The organism is Thermoanaerobacter sp. X514, assembly GCF_000019065.1.
Lineage (GTDB): Bacteria > Bacillota > Thermoanaerobacteria > Thermoanaerobacterales > Thermoanaerobacteraceae > Thermoanaerobacter > Thermoanaerobacter pseudethanolicus.
This window is the reverse complement of the sequence record NC_010320.1, coordinates 2,153,536-2,174,734: the sequence shown is the minus strand read 5'-3', so window position 1 is coordinate 2,174,734 and position 21,199 is coordinate 2,153,536. Positions and strand designations below refer to the sequence as shown.

At 33.0% G+C, this 21,199-nt stretch carries 23 protein-coding genes, 1 tRNA gene, 3 pseudogenes and 1 riboswitch; of the genes and pseudogenes, 21 read left to right on the top strand and 6 right to left on the bottom strand.

What is annotated here, in order from left to right:
• The first annotated feature begins 107 nt into the window (after nt 1-107).
• Entirely contained in the window at nt 108-1,541 is a 1,434-nt protein-coding gene (locus tag TETH514_RS10945) for a PLP-dependent aminotransferase family protein (RefSeq protein ID WP_003866969.1), read from the top strand.
• A 309-nt stretch (nt 1,542-1,850) separates the two neighbouring features.
• Here the strand turns inward: TETH514_RS10945 and TETH514_RS10940 are convergent, their stop codons facing one another.
• Both TETH514_RS10940 and TETH514_RS10935 read right to left on the bottom strand, forming a co-directional pair.
• On the bottom strand, nt 1,851-2,249 hold the full coding sequence (locus TETH514_RS10940; protein WP_003866967.1) for a polymer-forming cytoskeletal protein: 399 nt from the start codon (nt 2,247-2,249) through the stop codon (nt 1,851-1,853).
• A gap of 1 nt (nt 2,250) precedes the next feature.
• Complete coding sequence (locus TETH514_RS10935; protein WP_009052640.1) at nt 2,251-3,156, bottom strand: M23 family metallopeptidase; 906 nt, start codon at nt 3,154-3,156, stop codon at nt 2,251-2,253.
• Nucleotides 3,157-3,569: 413 nt separating this feature from the next.
• Between TETH514_RS10935 and TETH514_RS10930 the strand changes: the two genes are divergently transcribed.
• The 4 genes from TETH514_RS10930 (at nt 3,570) to TETH514_RS10915 (ending at nt 6,250) form a co-directional block, all read left to right on the top strand.
• On the top strand, nt 3,570-3,821 hold the full coding sequence (locus TETH514_RS10930; RefSeq protein WP_003866965.1) for a YkuS family protein: 252 nt from the start codon (nt 3,570-3,572) through the stop codon (nt 3,819-3,821).
• Between the two features lie 21 nt (nt 3,822-3,842).
• Complete coding sequence (locus TETH514_RS10925) at nt 3,843-4,043, top strand: hypothetical protein (RefSeq protein ID WP_009052639.1); 201 nt, start codon at nt 3,843-3,845, stop codon at nt 4,041-4,043.
• Nucleotides 4,044-4,236: 193 nt separating this feature from the next.
• The gene (gene hutH, locus TETH514_RS10920; RefSeq protein ID WP_009052638.1) at nt 4,237-5,763 is read left to right on the top strand and encodes a histidine ammonia-lyase; all 1,527 of its coding nucleotides are present in this window, start codon (nt 4,237-4,239) and stop codon (nt 5,761-5,763) included.
• Nucleotides 5,764-5,773: 10 nt separating this feature from the next.
• Nucleotides 5,774-6,250 (top strand): HDIG domain-containing metalloprotein, encoded by a 477-nt coding sequence (locus tag TETH514_RS10915; RefSeq protein WP_003866962.1) that lies wholly within the window; start codon nt 5,774-5,776, stop codon nt 6,248-6,250.
• 21 nt (nt 6,251-6,271) lie between these two features.
• On the opposite strand, the gene TETH514_RS10910 is transcribed toward TETH514_RS10915, so the two are convergent.
• Entirely contained in the window at nt 6,272-7,423 is a 1,152-nt protein-coding gene (locus tag TETH514_RS10910) for an amidase domain-containing protein (protein WP_009052637.1), read from the bottom strand.
• A gap of 132 nt (nt 7,424-7,555) precedes the next feature.
• On the opposite strand from TETH514_RS10910, the pseudogene TETH514_RS10905 reads away from it, so the two are divergent.
• From TETH514_RS10905 to TETH514_RS10880, 7 genes and pseudogenes are all read left to right on the top strand, one after another.
• Nucleotides 7,556-7,705, top strand: a pseudogene (locus TETH514_RS10905) (ATP-binding cassette domain-containing protein); the annotation flags it as partial.
• Nucleotides 7,704-7,856: pseudogene (locus tag TETH514_RS12430) on the top strand (S49 family peptidase); the annotation flags it as partial. The pseudogenes TETH514_RS10905 and TETH514_RS12430, both read left to right, overlap by 2 nt.
• Nucleotides 7,857-7,920: 64 nt before the next feature.
• Nucleotides 7,921-8,376, top strand: a complete 456-nt coding sequence (locus TETH514_RS10900) for a nucleotidyltransferase domain-containing protein (RefSeq protein WP_009052636.1) — start codon at nt 7,921-7,923, stop codon at nt 8,374-8,376.
• Entirely contained in the window at nt 8,330-8,758 is a 429-nt protein-coding gene (locus TETH514_RS10895; protein ID WP_009052635.1) for a DUF86 domain-containing protein, read from the top strand. Before TETH514_RS10900 ends, TETH514_RS10895 begins: the two co-directional genes overlap by 47 nt.
• 205 nt (nt 8,759-8,963) lie before the next feature.
• Complete coding sequence (locus TETH514_RS10890) at nt 8,964-9,332, top strand: type II toxin-antitoxin system Phd/YefM family antitoxin (RefSeq protein WP_003866956.1); 369 nt, start codon at nt 8,964-8,966, stop codon at nt 9,330-9,332.
• A gap of 10 nt (nt 9,333-9,342) precedes the next feature.
• A pseudogene (locus TETH514_RS10885) lies at nt 9,343-9,522 on the top strand (hypothetical protein); the annotation flags it as partial.
• Nucleotides 9,523-9,639: 117 nt separating this feature from the next.
• A complete protein-coding gene (locus TETH514_RS10880) occupies nt 9,640-10,191 on the top strand; it encodes a TIGR01440 family protein (protein WP_013337639.1) in 552 nt (183 codons plus the stop codon).
• Between the two features lie 19 nt (nt 10,192-10,210).
• On the opposite strand, the gene TETH514_RS10875 is transcribed toward TETH514_RS10880, so the two are convergent.
• The 3 genes from TETH514_RS10875 to TETH514_RS10870 all read right to left on the bottom strand — a co-directional run bounded on the left by TETH514_RS10875 (nt 10,211) and on the right by TETH514_RS10870 (nt 11,898).
• Complete coding sequence (locus TETH514_RS10875; protein ID WP_003866954.1) at nt 10,211-10,651, bottom strand: YcdB/YcdC domain-containing protein; 441 nt, start codon at nt 10,649-10,651, stop codon at nt 10,211-10,213.
• Nucleotides 10,652-10,719: 68 nt separating this feature from the next.
• The gene (locus TETH514_RS12960; protein ID WP_003866953.1) at nt 10,720-10,896 is read right to left on the bottom strand and encodes a hypothetical protein; all 177 of its coding nucleotides are present in this window, start codon (nt 10,894-10,896) and stop codon (nt 10,720-10,722) included.
• Nucleotides 10,897-10,974: 78 nt separating this feature from the next.
• On the bottom strand, nt 10,975-11,898 hold the full coding sequence (locus tag TETH514_RS10870) for a glycosyl hydrolase family 18 protein (RefSeq protein WP_009052633.1): 924 nt from the start codon (nt 11,896-11,898) through the stop codon (nt 10,975-10,977).
• Nucleotides 11,899-12,004: 106 nt separating this feature from the next.
• On the opposite strand from TETH514_RS10870, the gene TETH514_RS10865 reads away from it, so the two are divergent.
• The 9 genes from TETH514_RS10865 (at nt 12,005) to TETH514_RS10825 (ending at nt 21,160) form a co-directional block, all read left to right on the top strand.
• On the top strand, nt 12,005-12,286 hold the full coding sequence (locus TETH514_RS10865) for a LiaI-LiaF-like domain-containing protein (protein ID WP_003866951.1): 282 nt from the start codon (nt 12,005-12,007) through the stop codon (nt 12,284-12,286).
• Between the two features lie 30 nt (nt 12,287-12,316).
• Nucleotides 12,317-12,733, top strand: a complete 417-nt coding sequence (locus tag TETH514_RS10860; RefSeq protein ID WP_003866950.1) for a PspC domain-containing protein — start codon at nt 12,317-12,319, stop codon at nt 12,731-12,733.
• Between the two features lie 283 nt (nt 12,734-13,016).
• Entirely contained in the window at nt 13,017-15,635 is a 2,619-nt protein-coding gene (gene polA / locus TETH514_RS10855) for a DNA polymerase I (RefSeq protein WP_009052632.1), read from the top strand.
• Nucleotides 15,636-15,645: 10 nt separating this feature from the next.
• Nucleotides 15,646-16,242: a dephospho-CoA kinase gene (gene coaE, locus TETH514_RS10850; protein ID WP_003866948.1), complete on the top strand. Its 597-nt coding sequence runs from the start codon at nt 15,646-15,648 to the stop codon at nt 16,240-16,242.
• Between the two features lie 23 nt (nt 16,243-16,265).
• Nucleotides 16,266-16,826 carry a lytic transglycosylase domain-containing protein gene (locus TETH514_RS10845; RefSeq protein WP_003866947.1) on the top strand — a complete coding sequence of 187 codons (561 nt, stop codon included), beginning with the start codon at nt 16,266-16,268 and terminating at the stop codon, nt 16,824-16,826.
• 83 nt (nt 16,827-16,909) lie between these two features.
• Nucleotides 16,910-17,944, top strand: coding sequence for a nicotinate phosphoribosyltransferase (locus TETH514_RS10840; RefSeq protein WP_003866946.1), 1,035 nt, complete (start codon nt 16,910-16,912; stop codon nt 17,942-17,944).
• A 19-nt stretch (nt 17,945-17,963) separates the two neighbouring features.
• A complete protein-coding gene (locus tag TETH514_RS10835; protein ID WP_009052631.1) occupies nt 17,964-19,547 on the top strand; it encodes a peptide ABC transporter substrate-binding protein in 1,584 nt (527 codons plus the stop codon).
• Between the two features lie 73 nt (nt 19,548-19,620).
• Nucleotides 19,621-19,705: transfer RNA gene (locus TETH514_RS10830), tRNA-Leu, on the top strand.
• A gap of 179 nt (nt 19,706-19,884) precedes the next feature.
• Nucleotides 19,885-20,015, top strand: a riboswitch (cyclic di-AMP (ydaO/yuaA leader).
• 5 nt (nt 20,016-20,020) lie between these two features.
• The gene (locus TETH514_RS10825; RefSeq protein WP_009052630.1) at nt 20,021-21,160 is read left to right on the top strand and encodes a C40 family peptidase; all 1,140 of its coding nucleotides are present in this window, start codon (nt 20,021-20,023) and stop codon (nt 21,158-21,160) included.
• Nucleotides 21,161-21,199: the final 39 nt, after the last annotated feature.

Here is a 21,199-nt window from a genome sequence, read left to right as displayed (position 1 = left end):
AATATTTTTTCTTCCATATCCATTATAATATATTTTAAAATTAAAAAGAATTTTTGTCATGATAATGGTATAATAATTGTAGCGATACAATTTTGCGAGGGATGGATATGAATAAAATAACAATTGATAAAAATAAAAATGTGCCTTTATATATTCAATTGTACAGTCAAATAAAAAGATTTATAGAGAATGGCAGCCTGCCAGGTGGATATAAACTCCCCACTATAAGAAGCCTTGCAAAGGAGTTGGGGGTAAACAATATTACAGTGATTAATGCTTATAAGCTTTTAGAGCAAAATGGATATATATATACTAAAGTAGGAAGTGGTACTTACGTTTGTGAAGATATAAAAAAAGAAGAGGACCTTGATGAAAGCTTTAAATTAACAGACCAAGGAGAAATTCCCTTAAAGAAAGGAATTATAAATTTTGCTTCTTCATCTCTTAATCCAGAGCTTTTTCCAGTGGAGGATTTTGGAGATTTAATCAATAGAGTATTGAGAAGAGATGGAGGATATGCTTTTGAGTATCAAGACACAAGAGGATATAAACCATTAAGAGAATCTATAAAAGAATTTGTAAAGAAAGATGAAATATTTACTTATGTTGAAAATATACAGGTAATTTCTGGGGGACAGCAAGGTATAGATGTAGTATCGAAAGCGCTAATAAATTTTGAAGATAGCATAATTGTTGAAAGACCCACCTATTCGTGGGCTTTAGCCTCTTTTGAATCGAGAGGAGCAGAGATTTTAGAAGTGGATTTAAAAAAAGATGGAATAAATTTAGAGGAATTGGAGGATAAGTTAAAGAAATTTAAGCCAAAGTTCATATATACAATACCCAATTTTCACAATCCCACCGGCATTGTTTACAGTGAGGAAAAAAAGAAGAAACTAATAGAGTTGGCGGAAAAATATGAAACTTATATTTTAGAAGATGATTTTGCCAGTGATTTAAGTTTTACTGAAGAAAAGATATTGCCACTTAAAGCTTATGATAAATATGACAGAGTCATTTATATAAAAAGCTTCTCAAAAATATACATGCCGGGTTTGAGGTTAGGTTTTATAATTGCTCCAGAAAGGCTAGTAAGTAGTTTCCTAAAAGCCAAATATGTGACAGATTTATCTACTTCAGGTTTGATGCAAAGAGCCTTTGATTTATATCTTAGAGAAAATATTTGGAAAAATCATATTGAAGAAATAAAACAAGTAATGAAAAAAAGATTTGAAAAGATGGGTAATGGACTTCAGATGTTAAAAAATTATGTAGAATTTGAATATCCTAAAGGGGGTTTTTACTACTGGTTAAGACTTAAAGACAATATTTCTGCTAAAAATTTATATTCTAAATGTTTAGAGAAAAATTTACTTATAGTCCCAGGAGACATGTTTTTTGCAATAAAAAAAGAGACCAATTTTATAAGATTAAGTTTTGCCTCTTGTGAGTTGGAGGAGATAGATAAGGGGATAGATATACTGAAAGAGGTTTTAGAAGGAGAATCTAATGAAAACGGCATATATCTTCCTATAATATAAAAAGGCCGTAAGATGGCCTTTTTAGACTGTAGACAAACTTTCGTAAAGGAGATATTTTGCATAAGGAGCGACTTGTTACAAAGCGGCAACAAAACTTAGCAAGACCGAGGGTGGAGGCAGGGCCGAAGCCATGGATGGCGGAGGCGGGCACCTTAAGGCATGGATGCCGATTGTGCCCGGTACCCTGCCGGAGCCCGAAGGTCGAGCTTTAGTTTTGTCGCTTTGGAACACCGGAGTGACGATGCAAAATATCTCCTTTGATATTTTTCAACTTTGTCAACAAACTGAAAAGGCTGTAAGGTGGCCTTTTTATTTTGTTTGTTCATCTTTTTTGTTAAAATCTGAAGGAGAAGACTTTGTCATTTTAGACTTTCCTTCAAAAATAGCCCCCTCTTCAATTATCAAGTTTTGAACTTCTATATCTCCATAAAGTTTTCCAGTAGAAGTAAGTTGTAGCTGGCCTTTGGCAAATATATTTCCTTTCACTTCGCCTGAAACGATTATATTATCAGTTGTTATATTAGCTTCTATTTTTGCTGACTCACCTATTACAATGTTGCCTTTTGTTTCTATTTGACCCGTAAAATTACCGTCTATCCTTAGAGTGCCTTCGGATTTAATTGTACCTTCAAAAGTTGAATTTTTTCCTATGACGGTGTCAATTTTGTCAGGATTAACTTCTACAATCTGTTCTCTTTTTTGAAACATATCAATTCCCCTTTGCAAGATATTTCATTGGATCTACGGGATTGCCATTTACTCTAACCTCAAAGTGAACATGAGGGCCAGTACTTCTTCCAGTATTCCCCGACTTTGCTATTATATCGCCTCTTTTTACACTTTGGCCTACTTTAACAAGAATTTCAGAATTATGGCCATATACGGACTGAATTCCATAACCGTGGTCTATAATTACTACCTTACCATATCCTGATAACCATCCTGCATATGTAACTCTACCTTTTCCAGCGGCTTTTACTGGAGTTCCTGTAGGTACAGATATGTCCATTCCAGGATGAAATTCAGTTCCAGAGCCAAAAGGAGACTTTCTCCTTCCAAAAAGGGAGGTTATTGTACCATATACTGGGTAATCACTGGGTATTGAATCCAGATAATCAAGTCTAGTTGACACTTTTGTAATAAGGTCTTGAAAATCTTGTGTTTTTTGATCTATTTGTGAAATAAGTTCGGCTGTTGCTTCATTATCAAAGGAAATGTTAGCATCGGATCTAGTGCTTCTTGATATACTGCCACGGCTTGTAGTAGGAGTTGATAATCCAACCATGCGTCTTACTTTTTCTTCTAATTCGTTTAAGCCTTTAATTTTTTCATTGACCAGTTGAGCATTTTTGTCTAAAGTAGCTATTTTTTTGTCTTGTTCTTCTATAAGGGAAGTTAATTGCTCGATTTCTTTATCTTTTTCTGCTATCACACTGTATAAGTAAAAAGTTGTTTTGCTAAAATAAACTAAAAAAGCTGTAGCAACCATAATTATTAAAAAAGCTACTGTTACCGTTGTTTTTATAAAGGGAATAGAGATTTTAAAGCTTTTGATTTGCTGAGTTGAATCAGGTATAATCATAATATTGAGGTATTTCTCTTTTCTCTTTTTCATTTGTACCCCCCACCCTAAAAAATGGACAACTATATTTATTCTATACAAAGGTATCAAAATCCTGCTAAAAATCAAATTTTAAATTTTTATAATGTTATGATAAATTCTTTTAGTTTGCTTTTGTATATCTTTTTTTGATAGAAGCTGGTGTAGGATTATTAGGTGATGTATTGTATATTTCCTATTAGATCGATGATATAAGATTTATCAAAAAAATTTATTATAAAGAAGAATTACCAGAGAGGAGAGAAGAGAGAAAATTTATAAAAATATAGAGAAGCTATCTTATTATTGCAATGTTAGTAGTGTGGCTTTTATCTTTGTTAGTTGTCTTAGTCGGAGAAACAGTTATAGGTATAAAATAATCGATGTGGAGAATACTACTATTTGAATGAATCACAGGAGGTGTTGAGATGGGAAAAAGAATAGCAGTAGAAAGCCAGCTTTCCAATATTAAAGATTATTTAAAGCAAAAGGGATATGAGGTTGTAGAATTAAAAGAGACTCTTTCAGAAAAAAGCGATTTAAATGCCTATGACGCCATAGTTATAACGGGGCAAAGTAGAAATATGTTAGGCATAGATGATGTTTTGACAAATGTTCCGGTGATAGATGCGACAGGAATGACTCCCTTTGATGTAGAAGAAAGTATAAAAAGATTATAAATTATAGGTGGTGATTCTGTAGTGAGTACTGAGCAATTGAAAGCTGTAGAAAGAAGTTGTGAGGATTTTGAGTTAGATCCATCTCGCTATGGAAATAATTTGACTATGTCTGTATCTTTACAAGAAAGAAGCTGCGAAATATGCCGACATTGGGATGGAAATAAGAAAATTTGCAGAATAGGAGTTTTTGACGAAGTTTTATCAAGCCTTGATCAAACATAGAATTTTGAAATTTTAAAAGGATTTTTTTAAACTTTGTAGAATATATATAATATACTTATAATAATATTAATGGTTGAGTGTGGGACTGGAAATGATAGAAAAATTTTGCAATTTAATAAAAAACGCGAGAGGATAAACTCTCGCGTTTTTTGTTTTATTGCGATAAAGAATTAACGTAAAAAGGAGGTAGATTATGGGGAAGGTCATAATAGATGGGAATAATCTTACAATAGAGGATGTAGTGCACGTAGCAAGAGATGGCTATAGGGTAGAGCTTAGTAGCATTGCTGAAGAAAGAGTACTTCATTCTAGAAAAATAGTAGAAAGATATGTAAATGATGAAAAAGTGGTTTATGGAATTACAACTGGTTTTGGGAATTTTAGCGATGTAGTAATATCTAAAGAGGATACAGAAATTTTGCAAAAGAATTTGATTATGAGTCACTCTTGCGGGGTAGGGAAGCCACTTCCAGAAGAAGTAGTAAGAGCAATAATGCTTTTGAGGGCAAATGCTCTTGCAAAGGGTTTTTCAGGAGTAAGGCTTGAAACTTTAAAGACATTGATTGAAATGTTAAACAAAGGAGTAACTCCTGTTATACCTGAAAAAGGATCTTTAGGAGCAAGCGGAGACCTTGCACCTTTAGCTCACATGGTTCTTGTGATGATAGGAAAGGGAGAAGCTTTATACAAAGGTAAAAGAATGTCTGGAGAAAAAGCAATGAAAGAGGCAGGAATTGCTCCAGTTGTTTTGAGTTCAAAAGAAGGTTTAGCATTGATAAATGGTACTCAAGTAATGACGGCAATAGGGTGTTTAAATGTATATGATTCTAAAAGACTTATAAAATCTGCTGATGCTATATCTTCTATTACTTTAGAAGCTTTGAGAGGAATAATTGATGCTTTTGACGATAGAGTCCAAATGGTGAGGCCTCATAGGGGTCAAATGGTTGTGGCTAAAAATATAAAGAAAATGTGTGAGGAAAGTACGCTCATAACGAGACAGGGAGAAATACGGGTTCAAGACGCTTATACGTTAAGATGTATTCCCCAAGTCCATGGAGCTATAAGGGATGCCATTGAATATGTAGAAGATGTTCTCATAAGGGAGATAAATTCTGCAACAGATAATCCTTTAATTTTTCCTGGCGATGGCGATGTAATATCTGGGGGTAACTTTCACGGTGAACCTATTGCATTAGCTATGGATTTTTTAGGTATTGCAGTTTCTGAAATTGCTAATATTTCCGAAAGAAGGATTGAAAGGCTTGTAAATTATCAATTAAACGACTTTCCTCCTTTTTTGACTGAAAAAGGGGGACTAAATTCTGGTATGATGATAGCTCAATACACAGCAGCTTCTTTAGTGTCAGAAAATAAGGTTTTGGCGCATCCAGCTTCTGTTGATTCTATACCATCTTCTGCAAATCAAGAAGACCATGTGAGTATGGGCACTATTGCTGCGAGAAAGGCAAGGGAAATAATAGAAAACGCTACAAGGGTTATAGCAATAGAACTTATGGCAGCTTTGCAGGCAATGGAGTTTAAGAAAGGTTTTAAAAAAGGGAAAGGATCACAAGTAATATATGATTTAGTAAGAAAATACGTTAAGCCGTTGGAAGAAGATAGGGAACTTTATATTGACATAAATGCCTGTTTTGATATTATAAAATCAGGTAAAGTATTGGAGGCCCTTGAAAAAGAAGGTATAATATTAGAATAAAGGTGATTTTGTGAATAGGATAAAACAATATTTTAAAGCGAAAAAGGCCAAAATTTATGAGGAAGATTATAAATTTTTAATGAATTTTTTAAACGAAAAAGAGTTGGAATACTTCAATAAATTGCCTGTTTATGAAAAGAGACATTCTTTAGATGTGTGCTATTATCTCATTGATAAATATGGGGTAGAGGAGTATGACCTTTTAAAGGCGGCTATTTTTCATGATATTGGAAAGATAAAAGCGAAAATTACTCCTACAAAAAAAGCCATAGCGGTGATTTTAAAGAAAATTCCTTTTTTAGCTAATCTTCTCGAAAGGCCCGTATATTTTTTAAAAGTGTATTATAACCATGCAGAATATGGTGCAGAAATTTGTAAGGAAATTGGGTTAAATGAGAGAATAGTAGGCATTGTAAGGCATCACCATGACAATAATCCTAAAGACGAAGACATTATAAAACTTCAAGAAGCAGATGAAAAAAATTAAAGATAGAGTTTTTCTCTATCTTTAATCGTTTATATGTATAAACCTATAAATTACCCTTTTATCCCATCCCAAGTCAAAGGGAACATGGTATCTATCAGAAGTGTGAGTGTTTACAACAGGTATTCCCATAGAATCAAAGCCTGTAACTACTCCAAAGTGAACTATTTCTCCTTTTTCTTCATAGCAGATTAGGTCTCCTTTTTCAATTTTTGCTATAGCTCCTTTTGGATGCTGTTCAGTAGGTTTTACCATATCTATATAATATCCTTTTGCAATTAATTTACCCTTCCCTGTATAAATGAGATAGTTAAAAAGAGCGGGTGCTTGCGCCCAGGCAGTGGAGGAGTCTTTGCCATCAAAGAACCATACATAATCCATAGGAAGTCCTCCCCCTTCGTGTAATACTTGGGAAACGAAATTAGTACAGTCTCCTCCTATCCCGTTATAATCCCTGTATTTGGGATTATACTCATAGTTATTACCACTTCCCCAAGCGGCTCCTGCGTATTTATCAGCATAGGCTACTGCTCCTTCTCTGTCATATTTACCTTTCTTTTTAGGCTTTGCTTCTTCTTCGGTTTGTGGTTTTGAAACAGTAGAAGTAATTTCAGGCAGTATCCCATCGGCAGGAGCAGCGTCTATATAGGCTGAATCTTCATCAAGAGGGTCATAGTACCAATCTCTTCTTATAAGCCATTTTCCATCAACTTTTACAAGTTGTATAGAATGCCTTATACCTAGCCCCATGTAATTTATTATATTGCTTTTTACATTGTATGCATATCCCATTTTCATAGTTTCCACAAGATATACCCAAATAGAGTTTTCACCAGCTTTTATGCTTTTTATCCTGTAAAAGGACTCTGCTTCTGTAAACTTAAGATTTCTCTTTTCTGACCATCCTTTAACGTATTCAATTCGCCTCCTTTCATGGTCCAATGCCCATCTGCCATATGTAGATGATTTGTCGTAAAAGCCTTCTATTTCTGTTAAGTCACCACTTAACAGTACACTTCCTCTTCTTTTAAAAAATTCATCTAACACTGGTTTTATCTCTTCTTTGTTATCTGAAGTTGTTTGCACGGTTTTATTAAAAAAAGATATAGAAAAATAAGTTAAAAAAATTAATGCCAGCAAAAGACCAATTGGTTTATGATATTTTTTGATATCCAATTGCTCTCCTCCTCGCTAATGTAATTCAAAATAATAATATGAAGGCTAAAAGTTTTTTAACACTATATTTATTGGCAAATTTTGAACAATTTTATGTTATAATAGAAGAGTGAGAAAATGGAGGTGTAAAACTTGATAGAATTAAATGGTGTTTCAAAGTCTTACAACAAAGGCAAAGTAAAAGCTGTTGACAATATTGATCTTATTGTAAATGCTGGTGAAATATTTGGATTTTTAGGCCCTAACGGTGCTGGAAAAACTACTACCATAAAAATGATAGTCTGGAAGCATTGGCGTTATAATGCAATACACTAACTACGAAGGGTTGTATGACAAATTGGGCTTAAAAGAAATAACGATAAAAAGTGGCCCTTATAAAGACATAGGTTCACCCACAAGAGATTTAACTCCTGAAGAGAAAAAGATATTGCAGTGAGTTATAGGAGTGTATAGTACGACTAGATATTTTGTATTATTTGTTATGTGAGGGGAAGTAAATGTTTTATAAAGTAGATGGTATTTTCTATGATAAAAAAAAGCTAAAAGAGTTTGTTAATAAGTATAATATTTCACTAATATTGATATTTGGCTCCTATGCAAAGGGAAGAGTCCGTGAATCAAGCGATTTAGACATTGGAATAAAATTTGATAAAAATATAGATATGAATCTGTATAGCTCAATATTAAGAGAACTTGTAGAAATTTTCAACAGGGAAGACATTGACGTTGTAGTTTTAAACTATACAGATCCACTTTTGCGTTTTGAAATTATAAGTAGTTGTAAAGTGCTGTATCAAGCTTATTCTGGAGCATATATAGATTTTTATTTGTATTCTGTCAAAAGTTATGATGATGTAAAAAAGTTAAGAAAATTGGAAGAAAATTATTTAAAAAAGGGGATAAAAAATGAATTACAAAGATGTCATCCGCCGCAAATTGATAAGTCTTTCTAATTATGTAAAACAACTTCTGCCAATAACTGAATATACCTATGAAGAATACGTGAGTAATTACTTCATTTACTATACTGGTGAAAGACTAATACAGCTTATAATAGAGACTTGCATGGATATAAATTCTTTAATTATAGAATACGAAGGACTAAAACCTCCTAAAAGTTATTATGAATCTTTTATAATACTTGGAGATAAAAAGATTTTACCTGATAAAGTTGCAAGACAGCTTGCCTCTTTTACAGGCATGAGAAATAGAATTGTTCACCAGTATGAAGATGTAAACCACAAAATAATTTTTGACAATTATAAAAATCTTATAGAGCTGGTTAACGAGTATATTGAAGTTGTAACTGAATTCATGGAAGGGATTGATGAGTAAATTTTTCAAACCCTCCCCATGTCTTACAAAGTTTTGATATAAAGGTCCTGTAGAGAGTAATTACCCTATACAGGGCCATAATTTTTCAGATGATAAATGAAGTTAATAATTCATTAAAATTTTCATTAATTTTTAATTGAAAATTTGTTATACTACTGGTATAATTTAATTGAGCAAAGAATAAAATAGGAAGGAGGGATGTACATTGATAAAAGTGGGTGATGCAGTTATGAGCAAAAGAAAGTTTTTAAATCTTAAAGATTTGGCTTCGTATATGATTTCCGTGAGTGATTTAGGGAGAGGAAAAGCATCAAAAATTATAGAGAAGGTTGCTAAAAAAAAGGAACATTATATAGTTGTTAAAAATAACAAACCTCAAGCAGTAATTATACCTATCGAAGAATATGATGAACTTATAGAAGCACAGGAAGACCTTGAACTTTTACAGCTTGCAATCGAAAGGACAAAAAATTTAAAAGAAGGAGAAACTATACCTTTTGAGGAGATTCTTAAAGAAGATGGATTGACAAAAGAAGAATTAAAAAAGTACATCGATATGGTGGAGATTGAATAATATGTGGGACAAGTACAAGGATATAGGAATAAGAGTAGTGTATACACTCGTTAGAGATAAAAAACTCATGAATATAGTAGCGGTTTCTCCAAGAGATGATGATTATTGTTACTCAGTAGCAGAGAAGAGAAGAAGAAAATACGGGAATGATTTATTTACCAAAGGATTCGAAAAGTTAGAAAGTGAATAAAAAACATATGCCAATGGGGCATTTTAACACAAGATTTAGTGTTTTTTATTAAGGACAGTGAAAGGATTCATTTTGAATATGGTAATGGTGGTAAAGGGTAGTTCAGGAGGGATAGAAATGGATTTAAAAGAGATTTCAAAGCAGGCAGAGGAGGTCATAGAGGAGTTACTTGACATAGCAAATTTAAAGCCGGGGAGTCTTTTTGTCTTGGGTGGAAGTACAAGTGAAATATTGGGCAAGAAAGTGGGAACTGCAGGAAGTCTTGATGTGGCAAAAGCAGTAATGGACCCGATTCTGGAGGCAATATATAAAAGAGGGCTTTACCTTGCGGTACAGGGTTGTGAGCACATAAACAGGGCACTTTTGGTGGAAGAAGAGGCACAAGAGAAGTACGGGCTTGAAGTGGTAAATGTCATTCCTCATGAGCATGCTGGCGGCTCTTTACAGACTTACGCTTATGAACAATACAAAAACCCTGTGATGGTGGAGAATTTAAAAGGATTGGGGCACGCCGGGCTTGACATAGGGCTTGTACTAATTGGAATGCACTTAAGGCCCGTAGTCGTTCCTGTGAGATTAAGCCGAAATAAAATAGGGGAAGCTACAATTGTTGCTGCAAGGACAAGGCCTAAGTTAATAGGGGGAGAAAGGGCAAGGTATAAAAAGTAAGGCACGGGAAACCGTGCCTTTAAATTATGTGCGCCCGGCATGGGCGATAGTTTTCTAGGGAAGGTAACTTTACCGAAGTCCAATTGATTGAGTATCCAACTATTTCACCCGTATATGGGCTTACGTTAACATTTATTGTGTTAAAAGGGCACAAAATTCCATTTGCTACTTCTACATATCTGAAAGGATATGTCGGCATTTCAATCATTTTAGAATCTTCGGGAAGATTTGCCTCTTGATATTCTGTTTTACTGAACTTATCAGGAACTGTTTTTTTAAGGTATTCTTCGGCGATTTTTTTCATTTGCTCTTTAGTGTATAAAGATTGTTTTCCCTGCACATTATCTATATCAGGACTGCCCTTGTTAAAAGATTTAAGTTCACCTGTGACAGCGTCAACTGTAGCATATACATAGTAGTATTTGTCTTCTTTGTTTAAGGTCCAGTTAAAAGACCACACAGGATTAGATTTAGCAGGAGGATAATCATAACCAGTATATAAGTTTGCGTTAGTTAACTTGTAATCGCTTATTGAAAAAGGAAGGCTTTTTTCACTATTTCAATAGCTTTATCCTTTGATATGTATATTTCTGAGGCTTCGATTGCTTTTTGTTCTTCTGTAGCTTGTGCCAATGCCATGTTTGATGGCATCATAAGTGCAAACAGGAAAACAAGGACAATAACGAGAGATGTAAATTTTTTCATAAAAAACCTCCTTTTTTAGTATCTTTATCTAGTTAGACGTAAATAAATCAAAAAAGTTCCTGAAAAAAATAAAGAAAATTACCTTTCTTTTAAAATATTCCATATAGCAGGGTCTTCTTGACCTAATCGCCAAATTGCTATTCCTGATAGTTTGTATCTATCTACAAGAGATAATTTTGCAGAAAAACTTCTTGAATCTTCAAACCAAACTGTATGGGTTTTTCTGTCTAAAACGTAGGTATAAGTGGACTCTTGTGCTGTTTCATCATATATTACAGTTACTCCAAGATTTCGAGCTAAAGTTACAGCCTGTTCATATGTGAGGGTGCGAGGATAGTTTATTCCTTCTGTCCAGTCGTAGCCATATACTGCCATTCCCAGCCATATTTTTTCAGGTGGAATAACTGTTACGGCATAATTTAAAACATTTGTGACAAAGCCTATAGAAGCAATAGGCCCTGGCTGTGAGAAGTGTTCATCGTATGCGAGAATGTATATCTGGTCTGCATTTTGAGCGATAAAGGAATATTGAAAAGCACCTGAAAAAGGATGCTGAGGGTTATCACTTAATTCTGCTGGCACTGATATTGTAACAATTTTTCCTACCGCTTTTAAGGAAGTATAAAGGTTTTCTAAAAAAGTGTTTAAATTTGACCTGTCTTCAGGGGGAACAAACTCAAAATCTATATTTATACCGGGGTAATTGTTTGCAACTGCCATATCTCTAATACTTGCAATTAAAGTATCTCTCAAAGTGGTAGAGGATAATAAGTCGTGTATTAGTTGTGACTTTTTTGGGTCCGAATAATTGTGGATTATAGGATAAAGAGGCAAATTGTTATCAGAAGCGATTTTTTTGACTTCATTTGAAGACATGTCGGCTAAAGTTCCATCTTCTTTTACTCCATACCAAAAAGGAATAAGAGTTGTTATGTCTTTTGCATGGGCTTTTAAGTCATCAACAGCGCCGGGAGCTATATCAAAATACCATTTGTTATCCATTATTACACCTCCAAAGATATTTTTTATAAAAATTTTTTATTTTGACTTTATACTTTCATAATATGTATAATGTTTTATAGAGTGAAGTAAAGGAGGCATGGTAAAAATGAAAAGAAGGGCAGGAATTTTAGCCAGTGCACTTTCTCTTATATTTATGGGGATTTTGTTACTTTTACCGAATTTTAACGTATTTATACCTTCTTTAGTTTACAAAATGATATGGCCCATATTTTTTATTTTGCTGGGCTTAGAACTGATATTTAGCAGTAAATTATATGGAAATGAAAAGAGCGATATTAACATAGGAGTTATATTATTGGCGATTTTAATCTTAATTTTTACGAGTAAGTTTTTCTATTTATTTCCTTTGAATTTTATTGATTTATGATAAGTAGAGTATTAGATTGGAGGTCACAATATGAGTGGAAAATTGTACAGGTCTAGGGTGGAAAAAATGGTAGGAGGAGTCTGTGGAGGAATAGCGGAGTATTTGGACATTGACGTGACTTTAGTAAGAATTATTTGCCTTTTAGCGATATTTAGTGGTATTGGACTGATTCCGTATATCATTGCTTGGATATTAATACCGGAAAATCCTTATCAATTAAAAGGAAAAATTGTAGAAGAAGAGCCTAAAGCCGAAGAACACCAACAAGATAGTACGGTAGAAGCAGAAGATAAATCTAACAAAGTAAACGAAGTTTTAGGTTGGGCTTTAGTGATTTTTGGAGCATTGCTTTTGCTAGATAGATTATTACCTTGGTTGAGTTTTAAAATTATTTGGCCTGTTTTGCTGATTATAATTGGTTTAGGGATTTTATTAAAAAAAACATAGGGAGCATGTGCTCCCTAATTTCCTTTAGTTATGTCTTTGTGACAGTGAATAAAAAACTTGTGACAATTTCCTACATTTTGTTTTTGAGTTTAATCTATATAAGAATTTGACAAAAGTGTTTGTGAGGTTTTTAGAGTTTTGCGATGACCTAATTTACTATTTAATTTTAGGAGGTTGAATTTGAAAGTGTAATTTCTCAGATCAAAAAAAGAAGATGACAATTTACATCTTCTTTTTTTTGCGGTATATTAAAATACAAAGAAATAAAAATGGGAGTGATTTAATGTCTAAATTTTTAGTAATTGACGGGAGTAGCCTCATGTACAGAGCCTATTATGCATTGCCTATGCTTACTACAAGTGAAGGATTACATACAAATGCTTTGTACGGTTTTACTATGATGCTTATAAAACTTATTGAAGAGGAAAAACCTGATTACATAGCTATTGCTTTTGACAAAAAAGCTCCTACTTTTAGACACAAAGAGTATCAAGACTACAAAGCTACAAGACAAGCAATGCCAGAAGAATTGGCTGAACAGGTAGACCTTTTAAAAGAAATTATTGAGGGCTTTAATATAAAGATTTTAGAATTAGAAGGTTACGAAGCTGATGACATCATAGGTACTATTTCAAAGTTGGCAGAGGAAAAAGAAATGGAAGTGCTTGTAGTTACAGGAGATAGGGACGCGCTTCAATTAGTTTCGGATAAAGTGAAAGTGAAGATTTCTAAAAAGGGTATAACTCAGATGGAAGAGTTTGACGAAAAGGCTGTTTTAGAAAGATATGAAATAACTCCTCACCAATTTATAGATTTAAAAGGACTAATGGGGGATAAATCTGACAACATCCCTGGAATACCTAATATAGGGGAAAAAACAGCAATTAAACTATTAAAAGACTTTGGAACAATTGAGAATTTACTACAAAATCTTTCTCAGCTCAAAGGTAAGATAAAAGAAAATATAGAAAATAATAAAGAATTAGCTATAATGAGTAAAAAACTTGTCACTATAAAAAGAGACATTCCCATTGAGATAGATTTTGAGGAATATAGAGTAAAAGAGTTTAATGAGGAGAAGCTTTTAGAGATTTTTAATAAATTAGAATTCTTTAGTTTGATTGATAGCATAAAGAAAAAAAATGACGTAGAGATTGTAAATAATCATAAAGTTCAAAAATGGTCAAAAGTAGATATAAAAAAATTAATAGCTTTATTGCAAGATAGCAAAAGTATTGCTTTTTATCCACTAATTTATGAAGGGGAAATAAAGAAAATAGCTTTTTCTTTTGGAAACGATACTGTTTATATTGATGGTTTTCAAATAAAAGATTTAAAAGAGATTTTTGAAAAAGAAAAATTTGAATTTACAACCCATGAAATAAAAGATTTTTTAGTTAAGCTTTCTTATAAAGGAATAGAGTGTAAAAGCAAGTACATGGATACTGCTATAATGGCTTATCTTTTAAATCCTTCTGAGTCTAACTATGATTTAGATCGTGTGCTAAAAAAATATTTAAAGGTTGATGTTCCATCTTATGAAGAGGTATTTGGCAAAGGTAGGGATAAAAAGAAACTTGAAGAAATAGGAGAAGATATACTTGCTGATTACATTTGCAGTAGATGTGTACATCTATTTGATTTAAGAGAAAAGTTGATGAATTTTATTGAAGAAATGGATATGAAAAGACTTTTGTTGGAAATAGAAATGCCTCTTGTAGAAGTCTTAAAATCAATGGAAGTAAGTGGTTTTACATTGGATAAAGAAGTCCTAAAAGAGCTTTCACAAAAAATAAATGATAGAATAGCAGAAATACTAGATAAAATTTATAAAGAGGCAGGGTATCAATTTAATGTAAATTCTCCTAAGCAATTAAGTGAATTTTTGTTTGAAAAATTAAATTTACCAGTAATAAAGAAAACAAAAACAGGGTATTCTACAGATTCTGAAGTTTTAGAGCAATTAGTTCCTTACAATAATATTGTCAATGATATAATAGAGTATAGGCAACTTACAAAACTTAAATCTACTTATATAGATGGATTTTTGCCTCTCATGGATGAAAACAATAGAGTACATTCTAATTTTAAGCAAATGGTCACTTCTACAGGCAGAATAAGCAGTACCGAGCCAAATCTACAAAATATACCTATAAGAGAAGAATTTGGAAGGCAAATTAGAAGAGCTTTTATTCCGCGGACTAAAGATGGGTATATTGTCTCAGCTGATTATTCTCAGATTGAACTACGAGTTTTAGCACATGTTTCGGGAGATGAAAAGCTAATAGAATCTTTTATGAATAATGAAGATATACATTTAAGGACTGCTTCGGAAGTTTTTAAAGTCCCAATGGAAAAAGTTACACCAGAGATGAGAAGAGTAGCAAAAGCCGTAAACTTTGGCATAATATATGGCATCAGCGATTACGGGCTTTCTCGAGACCTTAAAATATCAAGAAAAGAGGCAAAAGAGTATATAAATAATTATTTTGAAAGATACAAAGGAGTAAAAGAATATATTGAAAAAATAGTTCGATTTGCAAAAGAAAATGGCTATGTGATTACAATAATGAACAGGAGAAGATATATTCCTGAGATAAACTCCAGAAATTTTACTCAAAGGTCACAGGCTGAAAGGTTAGCGATGAATGCTCCAATACAGGGAAGTGCTGCCGATATAATAAAAATGGCAATGGTTAGAGTGTACAACGATTTAGAAAAATTAAAGCTTAAGTCTAAGCTTATATTACAAGTTCATGACGAACTTGTAGTGGATACTTATAAAGATGAAGTAGAAATCGTAAAAAAGATACTCAAAGATAATATGGAAAATGTAGTACAATTAAAAGTTCCCCTTGTAGTGGAAATTGGAGTAGGACCCAATTGGTTTTTAGCCAAGTGAGGTGTACAAAATGCAAGTAATTGGACTGACTGGTGGCATTGCGTCTGGGAAAAGCACTGTTTCTAAGCTTTTAAAGAAGATGGGGGCTGTGGTTATTGATGCAGATATCGTGTCGAGAGAAATAATGGTAAAGGGAACAGAAGCATATAATAAAATTGTAGAATATTTTGGCAGAGAAATTTTAAAGGAGGACGGAGAAATTGACAGAAAGAAATTAGGTAATATTGTGTTTGCTGACAGAAGGAAGCTTAAAAAATTAAATGAAATTACTCATCCTATAATAATAGAACGAATAAAAGAAAAAATAGAAGAAGAAAGAAAAAAGAATCAGCAAAAGGCTATTGTATTAGACGCAGCTCTTTTAATTGAAATGAAACTTTATAAAATGGTAGATGAAGTTTGGCTAGTAGTAGTAGATTCAAAAACTCAAATAAAGAGGGTTATGGAAAGGGATAAACTTTCTTACAAAGACGCGTTAAATCGTATAAAAAGTCAAATGCCTCTGGATGAAAAAATAAGATACGCAGATTTTATAATAAACAATAGTAAGGATTTTAAAGCTATTGAAAAACAAGTTACACTATTTTGGGGAAGATTTGCAACATAAATCATGATATCGGAGGAGTTACTTTGAGAAAAAAAGTTGCGGTAATATTTTTGATACTACTAGGTCTTTTGTTTACTTACGAGTTAAATACTTATTATTTTTTAAAAAAAATTTATCCTCTTAAATACCAGAATTATGTAGTTTATTACGCAAAAGAGTATGGAGTAGATCCCTATCTTGTTTTTGCCGTAATAAAAGTAGAAAGTAATTTTAAAAGTAATGCAATTTCCAGTAAAAATGCTATAGGATTAATGCAAATTTTACCAGAGACTGGAGAGTGGATTGCTAAAAAAATAGGGATAAAAAACTACAGTAATAATATGCTTTTTGAACCTAAATACAATATTCAAATGGGGACATGGTATTTGAGTTATCTTCTTAAAAATTTCAATGGGAATATGCAGTTGGCTATAGCAGCTTATAACGGAGGTAGTGGAAATGTAGATGCATGGCTTAAAGACAAAAAATTTTCGAAGGATGGGAAGCAGCTACATGCTGTTCCTTTTCCTGAGACAAATAGATATATAAAAAAGGTGTTAGCAGTTTATCAGATGTATAAGTTCATATATGAAACTAAAAATTGATATGAAAATTAGTATATACAAAAAAAGCTGAAAAATTGGTATAATAGTATCGTTAAAAAAGAAAATAAAAAGGGAGGACACAAATGAAACAATTAAAACATTTAAAAGACCTAAATGAGGTAAAAATCGAAAAGGATAGGGAGTTTTTCTCAGCTACTCATGAAGAAATAAAAAATGCATGGACTACGGATGTGTATTTTTTAAGAACCCAGGATATTTTGTCATATCTTAGGGTACAAGATAAAATAGTCACAGCGGAGATATTTCCAAGAAAAAGAGGAGTTTTTGCAGGGTTACCAGAAGTAATGAGTTTACTTAAAGATAAAAATGTGGAAATATGGTCTTTGGAAGAAGGAGATACTTTTGAAGCTAAAGATACAGTAATGAGGATAAAAGGGCCTTATAGTGAGTTTGGAATTTATGAGACGGCAATATTAGGAATTCTTGCAAGTTCTTCTGGTTGGGCAACAGCAGCAAGGGAGCTTAAAGAAGTTGCCAAAGACAAACCAATATTATGTTTTGGCGCGAGACATGTACATCCAGCTGTGGCACCTGTGATGGAAAGGGCGGCACTCGTTGGAGGGGCAGATGATGCCAGCTGTGTTTTAGGTGCAAAATTAATGGGAAAAGACCCTAAAGGGACAGTACCTCATGCTGCTTTTTTGATTGCAGGAGATACATTAGAAGTGGTGAAAGCTTACAGAGATATAACTCCCCCTGATGAGAAGATAACCATTTTAGTTGATACTTTTAAAGACGAAGTGGAAGAGGCTTTGAGGGTTGCTGAATTTTTAGGGGATAGATTATACGGAGTAAGACTTGATACTCCATCAGAAAGAGGAGGTGTTACTCCCAATTTGGTTTATGAACTAAGACAAAGGCTTAATCAAAAAGGATTTACAAATGTAAAAATTATAGTTTCTGGAGGTTTAGATCCTGAAAGAGTTGCAAAACTTTCTGAAAGTGGGGCAGATGCTTTTGGTGTTGGAAGTTACATATCTGATGCTCAACCTATTGACATGACAATGGATATAAAAGAAGTAGAAGGGGTACCTGTTGCTAAAAGAGGGAGAATTCCTGGTATTATAGAAAATAAAAAATTGAAAAAGATAAAATAGTTTTCGGAGATGATAGTTAATGAGAAAATTTATTATATTATCTTTCATTTTGATGTTTATTTTTACAGGATGCAAAACCACTCCACAAAATATGGTAAATTTGCCGCAAGCTTCTGAGGATAAAACTAAGATTGAAGAAGAAAAGCCACTAGAGGGTGGCACTTTAAGAGTAAATATTACTTCTTTTGATACGTTAAATCCTTTTTTAAACAGCAATGAACGAGTAAGGCAAATGTTGAATTTGTCATTGGAAGGATTAGTTACTTTAGATAAAACTTTAAAACCTGTTCCTCAATTAGCAGAAAAGTGGGAGATAAATGGACTTAATATAAAATTTTATTTAAAAAAGAATGTTAAATGGCAGGATGGAGTAAGTTTTACAGCTAATGATGTAAAATTTACTTTTGATTCTTTTAAAAGTAAGGAGGTAAAAAGCCCTTATAAGGACATTCTCATTAACTATCTCTCCTCTTATAAGACAAACGGTGATTATGAATTTGAAGTTGTTTTAAATAAACCTGCTGCAAATCCAATAGCTTTATTTACTTTTCCTATTTTAGCCGAGCACCAATACAAGAGCAAGGAAGATATTTTAAATAAAGACATCGTACCTATTGGTACAGGACCATATAAGATATCTTCTTACAGTGTTAGCAGAGAGGTTATTTTTGAAAAAAATCCTTATTATAGAGGCGACAAACCCTATATAGATAATATAGTATTTAAAATTGTGCCTAATGAAAATGCCATGATAACATCTTTTCAAAGCAAAGAAGCAGATTTTACTTTTTTAAGTGACATAGACTGGGATAAATACAAAGAGCTTTCAAATGTAAATATTTATAAATACGTTATGCAAGATTATGTATTTATGGCTCCTAATTATCAAAATCCAGCGTTGAAAGATTCAAATGTCAGGAAAGCGATGTGTTATGGAATAGATACTGACAAAATTTTGAGAGATGTATATTTTGGTCATGGGTTAAAGTCATGCATCCCAGTCCGCCCTGATTCATGGCTTTATAGTAGTAAAATAGTAGCTCATAATTACGATATAAAAGAGGCAAATAAAATATTAGAGGAAAATGGTTGGAATTTAGTTAAAGGGATAAGGAACAATGGAACTTATCAACTTAAATTTGATTTGATAGTAAATGTAAATAATCCTTATTTAATTAAGACTGCTCAAATTATAAAGAATAATTTAAAAAGCATAGGAATTGAAATAAAAATTGTACCAAAAGATTGGGATAATTTACTAAGTTCTGTGTATTCGGGTAAGTTTGATTTGGTGCTAATGGAGTGGAATTTAAGTTATAATCAAGATATGTCTGCGATGTTTATGACAAAAGGCAAAGATAATTTTATGGGTTATAGTAATTCTAAAGTTGATGAAATATATAGTAGAATTTTTTATGATTTAGAAGAAAATTCTTTAAAAGCAGATTATCAAGTTTTGGAACAAGTTTTTTTAGAGGAACAACCTATAATTGGCCTTTTCTATATTGAAGGAGCAGTTATGGCATATGACAATGTAAAAGGTGTGGACCCTACTGGATTTAATGTTTTCGACAATATAGAAAAATGGTATATAAAAAAGTAGTATTAAAAAATAGGTATTGACACTGACCTAAAAAGATTATATAATTCATAGTGTGACGAAATTAAAAAAGCGTGCGGTGGTGGCGGAACTGGCAGACGCGTACGTTTGAGGGGCGTATGGGGTTTCCCGTGTGGGTTCAAGTCCCACCCTCCGCACCATAAATAAATCCGCACCATAAATAAAAGAGAAAAGAGGCGTTAAGCCTTTTATTTTTTTGTCACACAAATTATTAATTTTTTATAAAATATATTAAAAAAAGATTAAAAAGTTTAAGAAAATGTAATGTAAACATTGACTTTGACTGTAGGATATGATAAGATAAGACAAAAGGACAAAATATGCAATCTTGCCGAATCCGAAAGGTACGGAGGAACCGCTTTTTGGGGTTAATCTGCAGTGAAGCTGCAGTAGGGATACCTTCTGTCCCGCACCCGACAGCTAACTCCGGAGGCAATAAAGGAAGGAGATTTGCAGTGGATCAGCGAATAGGAAAGATGATTTTTGGAATTTCTGTGTTTGGCGCGACGCTGATTGGTAGTTCTTTTTTGAACCCAGCGTTTGCAGAAGGATTGGGAGTTGGAAAGATTACGGGAAATTATGTAAATGTACGAACGCAGGGCAGTTTATCAGGAAGCATTATTACACGGCTAAATTTAAATGATACTGTGACTGTGTTAGATCAGCAAAATGGATGGTACAAGATTAAGCTTTCAGATGGAAAAGAAGGTTGGGTTTTTGGAGAGTATTTAGCATTAGTTAATGGCCAAAATGCACCGGTAACAGGAGTTGGTACTGTGACCGGTAGTAGAGTGAACGTAAGAAGTGCAGCCAGTTTATCTGCAAGCATAATAACACAACTTGCAAAAAATACTGTAGTAGATGTTTTAGGAAAGCAAAATGATTGGTACAAAGTAAGACTTTCTAACAACAAAGAAGGATGGATTTACAGTCAATATTTAGCAGTAAAAAGTGTAGATACTACTGTATCAAGAGGAAGTGTTAATAGAACACCAATAGCTGTTGGCATAGTAACAGGTAGTGTAGTAAATGTGAGAAGTGCAGGTAATATATCTGCCAATGTGATAGCACAAGTTACAAAAAATACAAAAGTGGATGTATTAGGAAATCAAAATGGATGGTACAATATAAGGCTTTCAGATGGAAGAGAAGGTTGGATATATGGCCAATATTTATCAGTAGGAACACAAACGATTGTATCAAGAGGAGACGTAGATAGAAGTGTGGTAAACAAGCTTATAGAATTTGCTAAATCTCTTTTGGGAACCAAGTATGTGTATGGAGGTTCATCTCCTGCAGGGTTTGATTGTTCCGGTTTTGTTCAATATGTTTTTAAGAATTTTGATATTAATTTACCAAGAACGGCGAAGGACCAATCTACTGTAGGAGAATATGTAAGTTATAGCAACCTTCAACCAGGAGATTTGGTATTTTTTAAAACTTTGGGAAGTAGTGTGATAAATCACTCAGGAATATATATAGGCAATGGTGAGTTTATACACAGCTCTTCAGGGGCTGGAAAAGTGATAATAAGTAATATAACTTCGGGATATTATAAAGACCATTATACTACAGCACGACGCGTTATAAGATAAGCATAAAAAAAGAGTACTCCAAGGAGTGCTCTTTTTTAT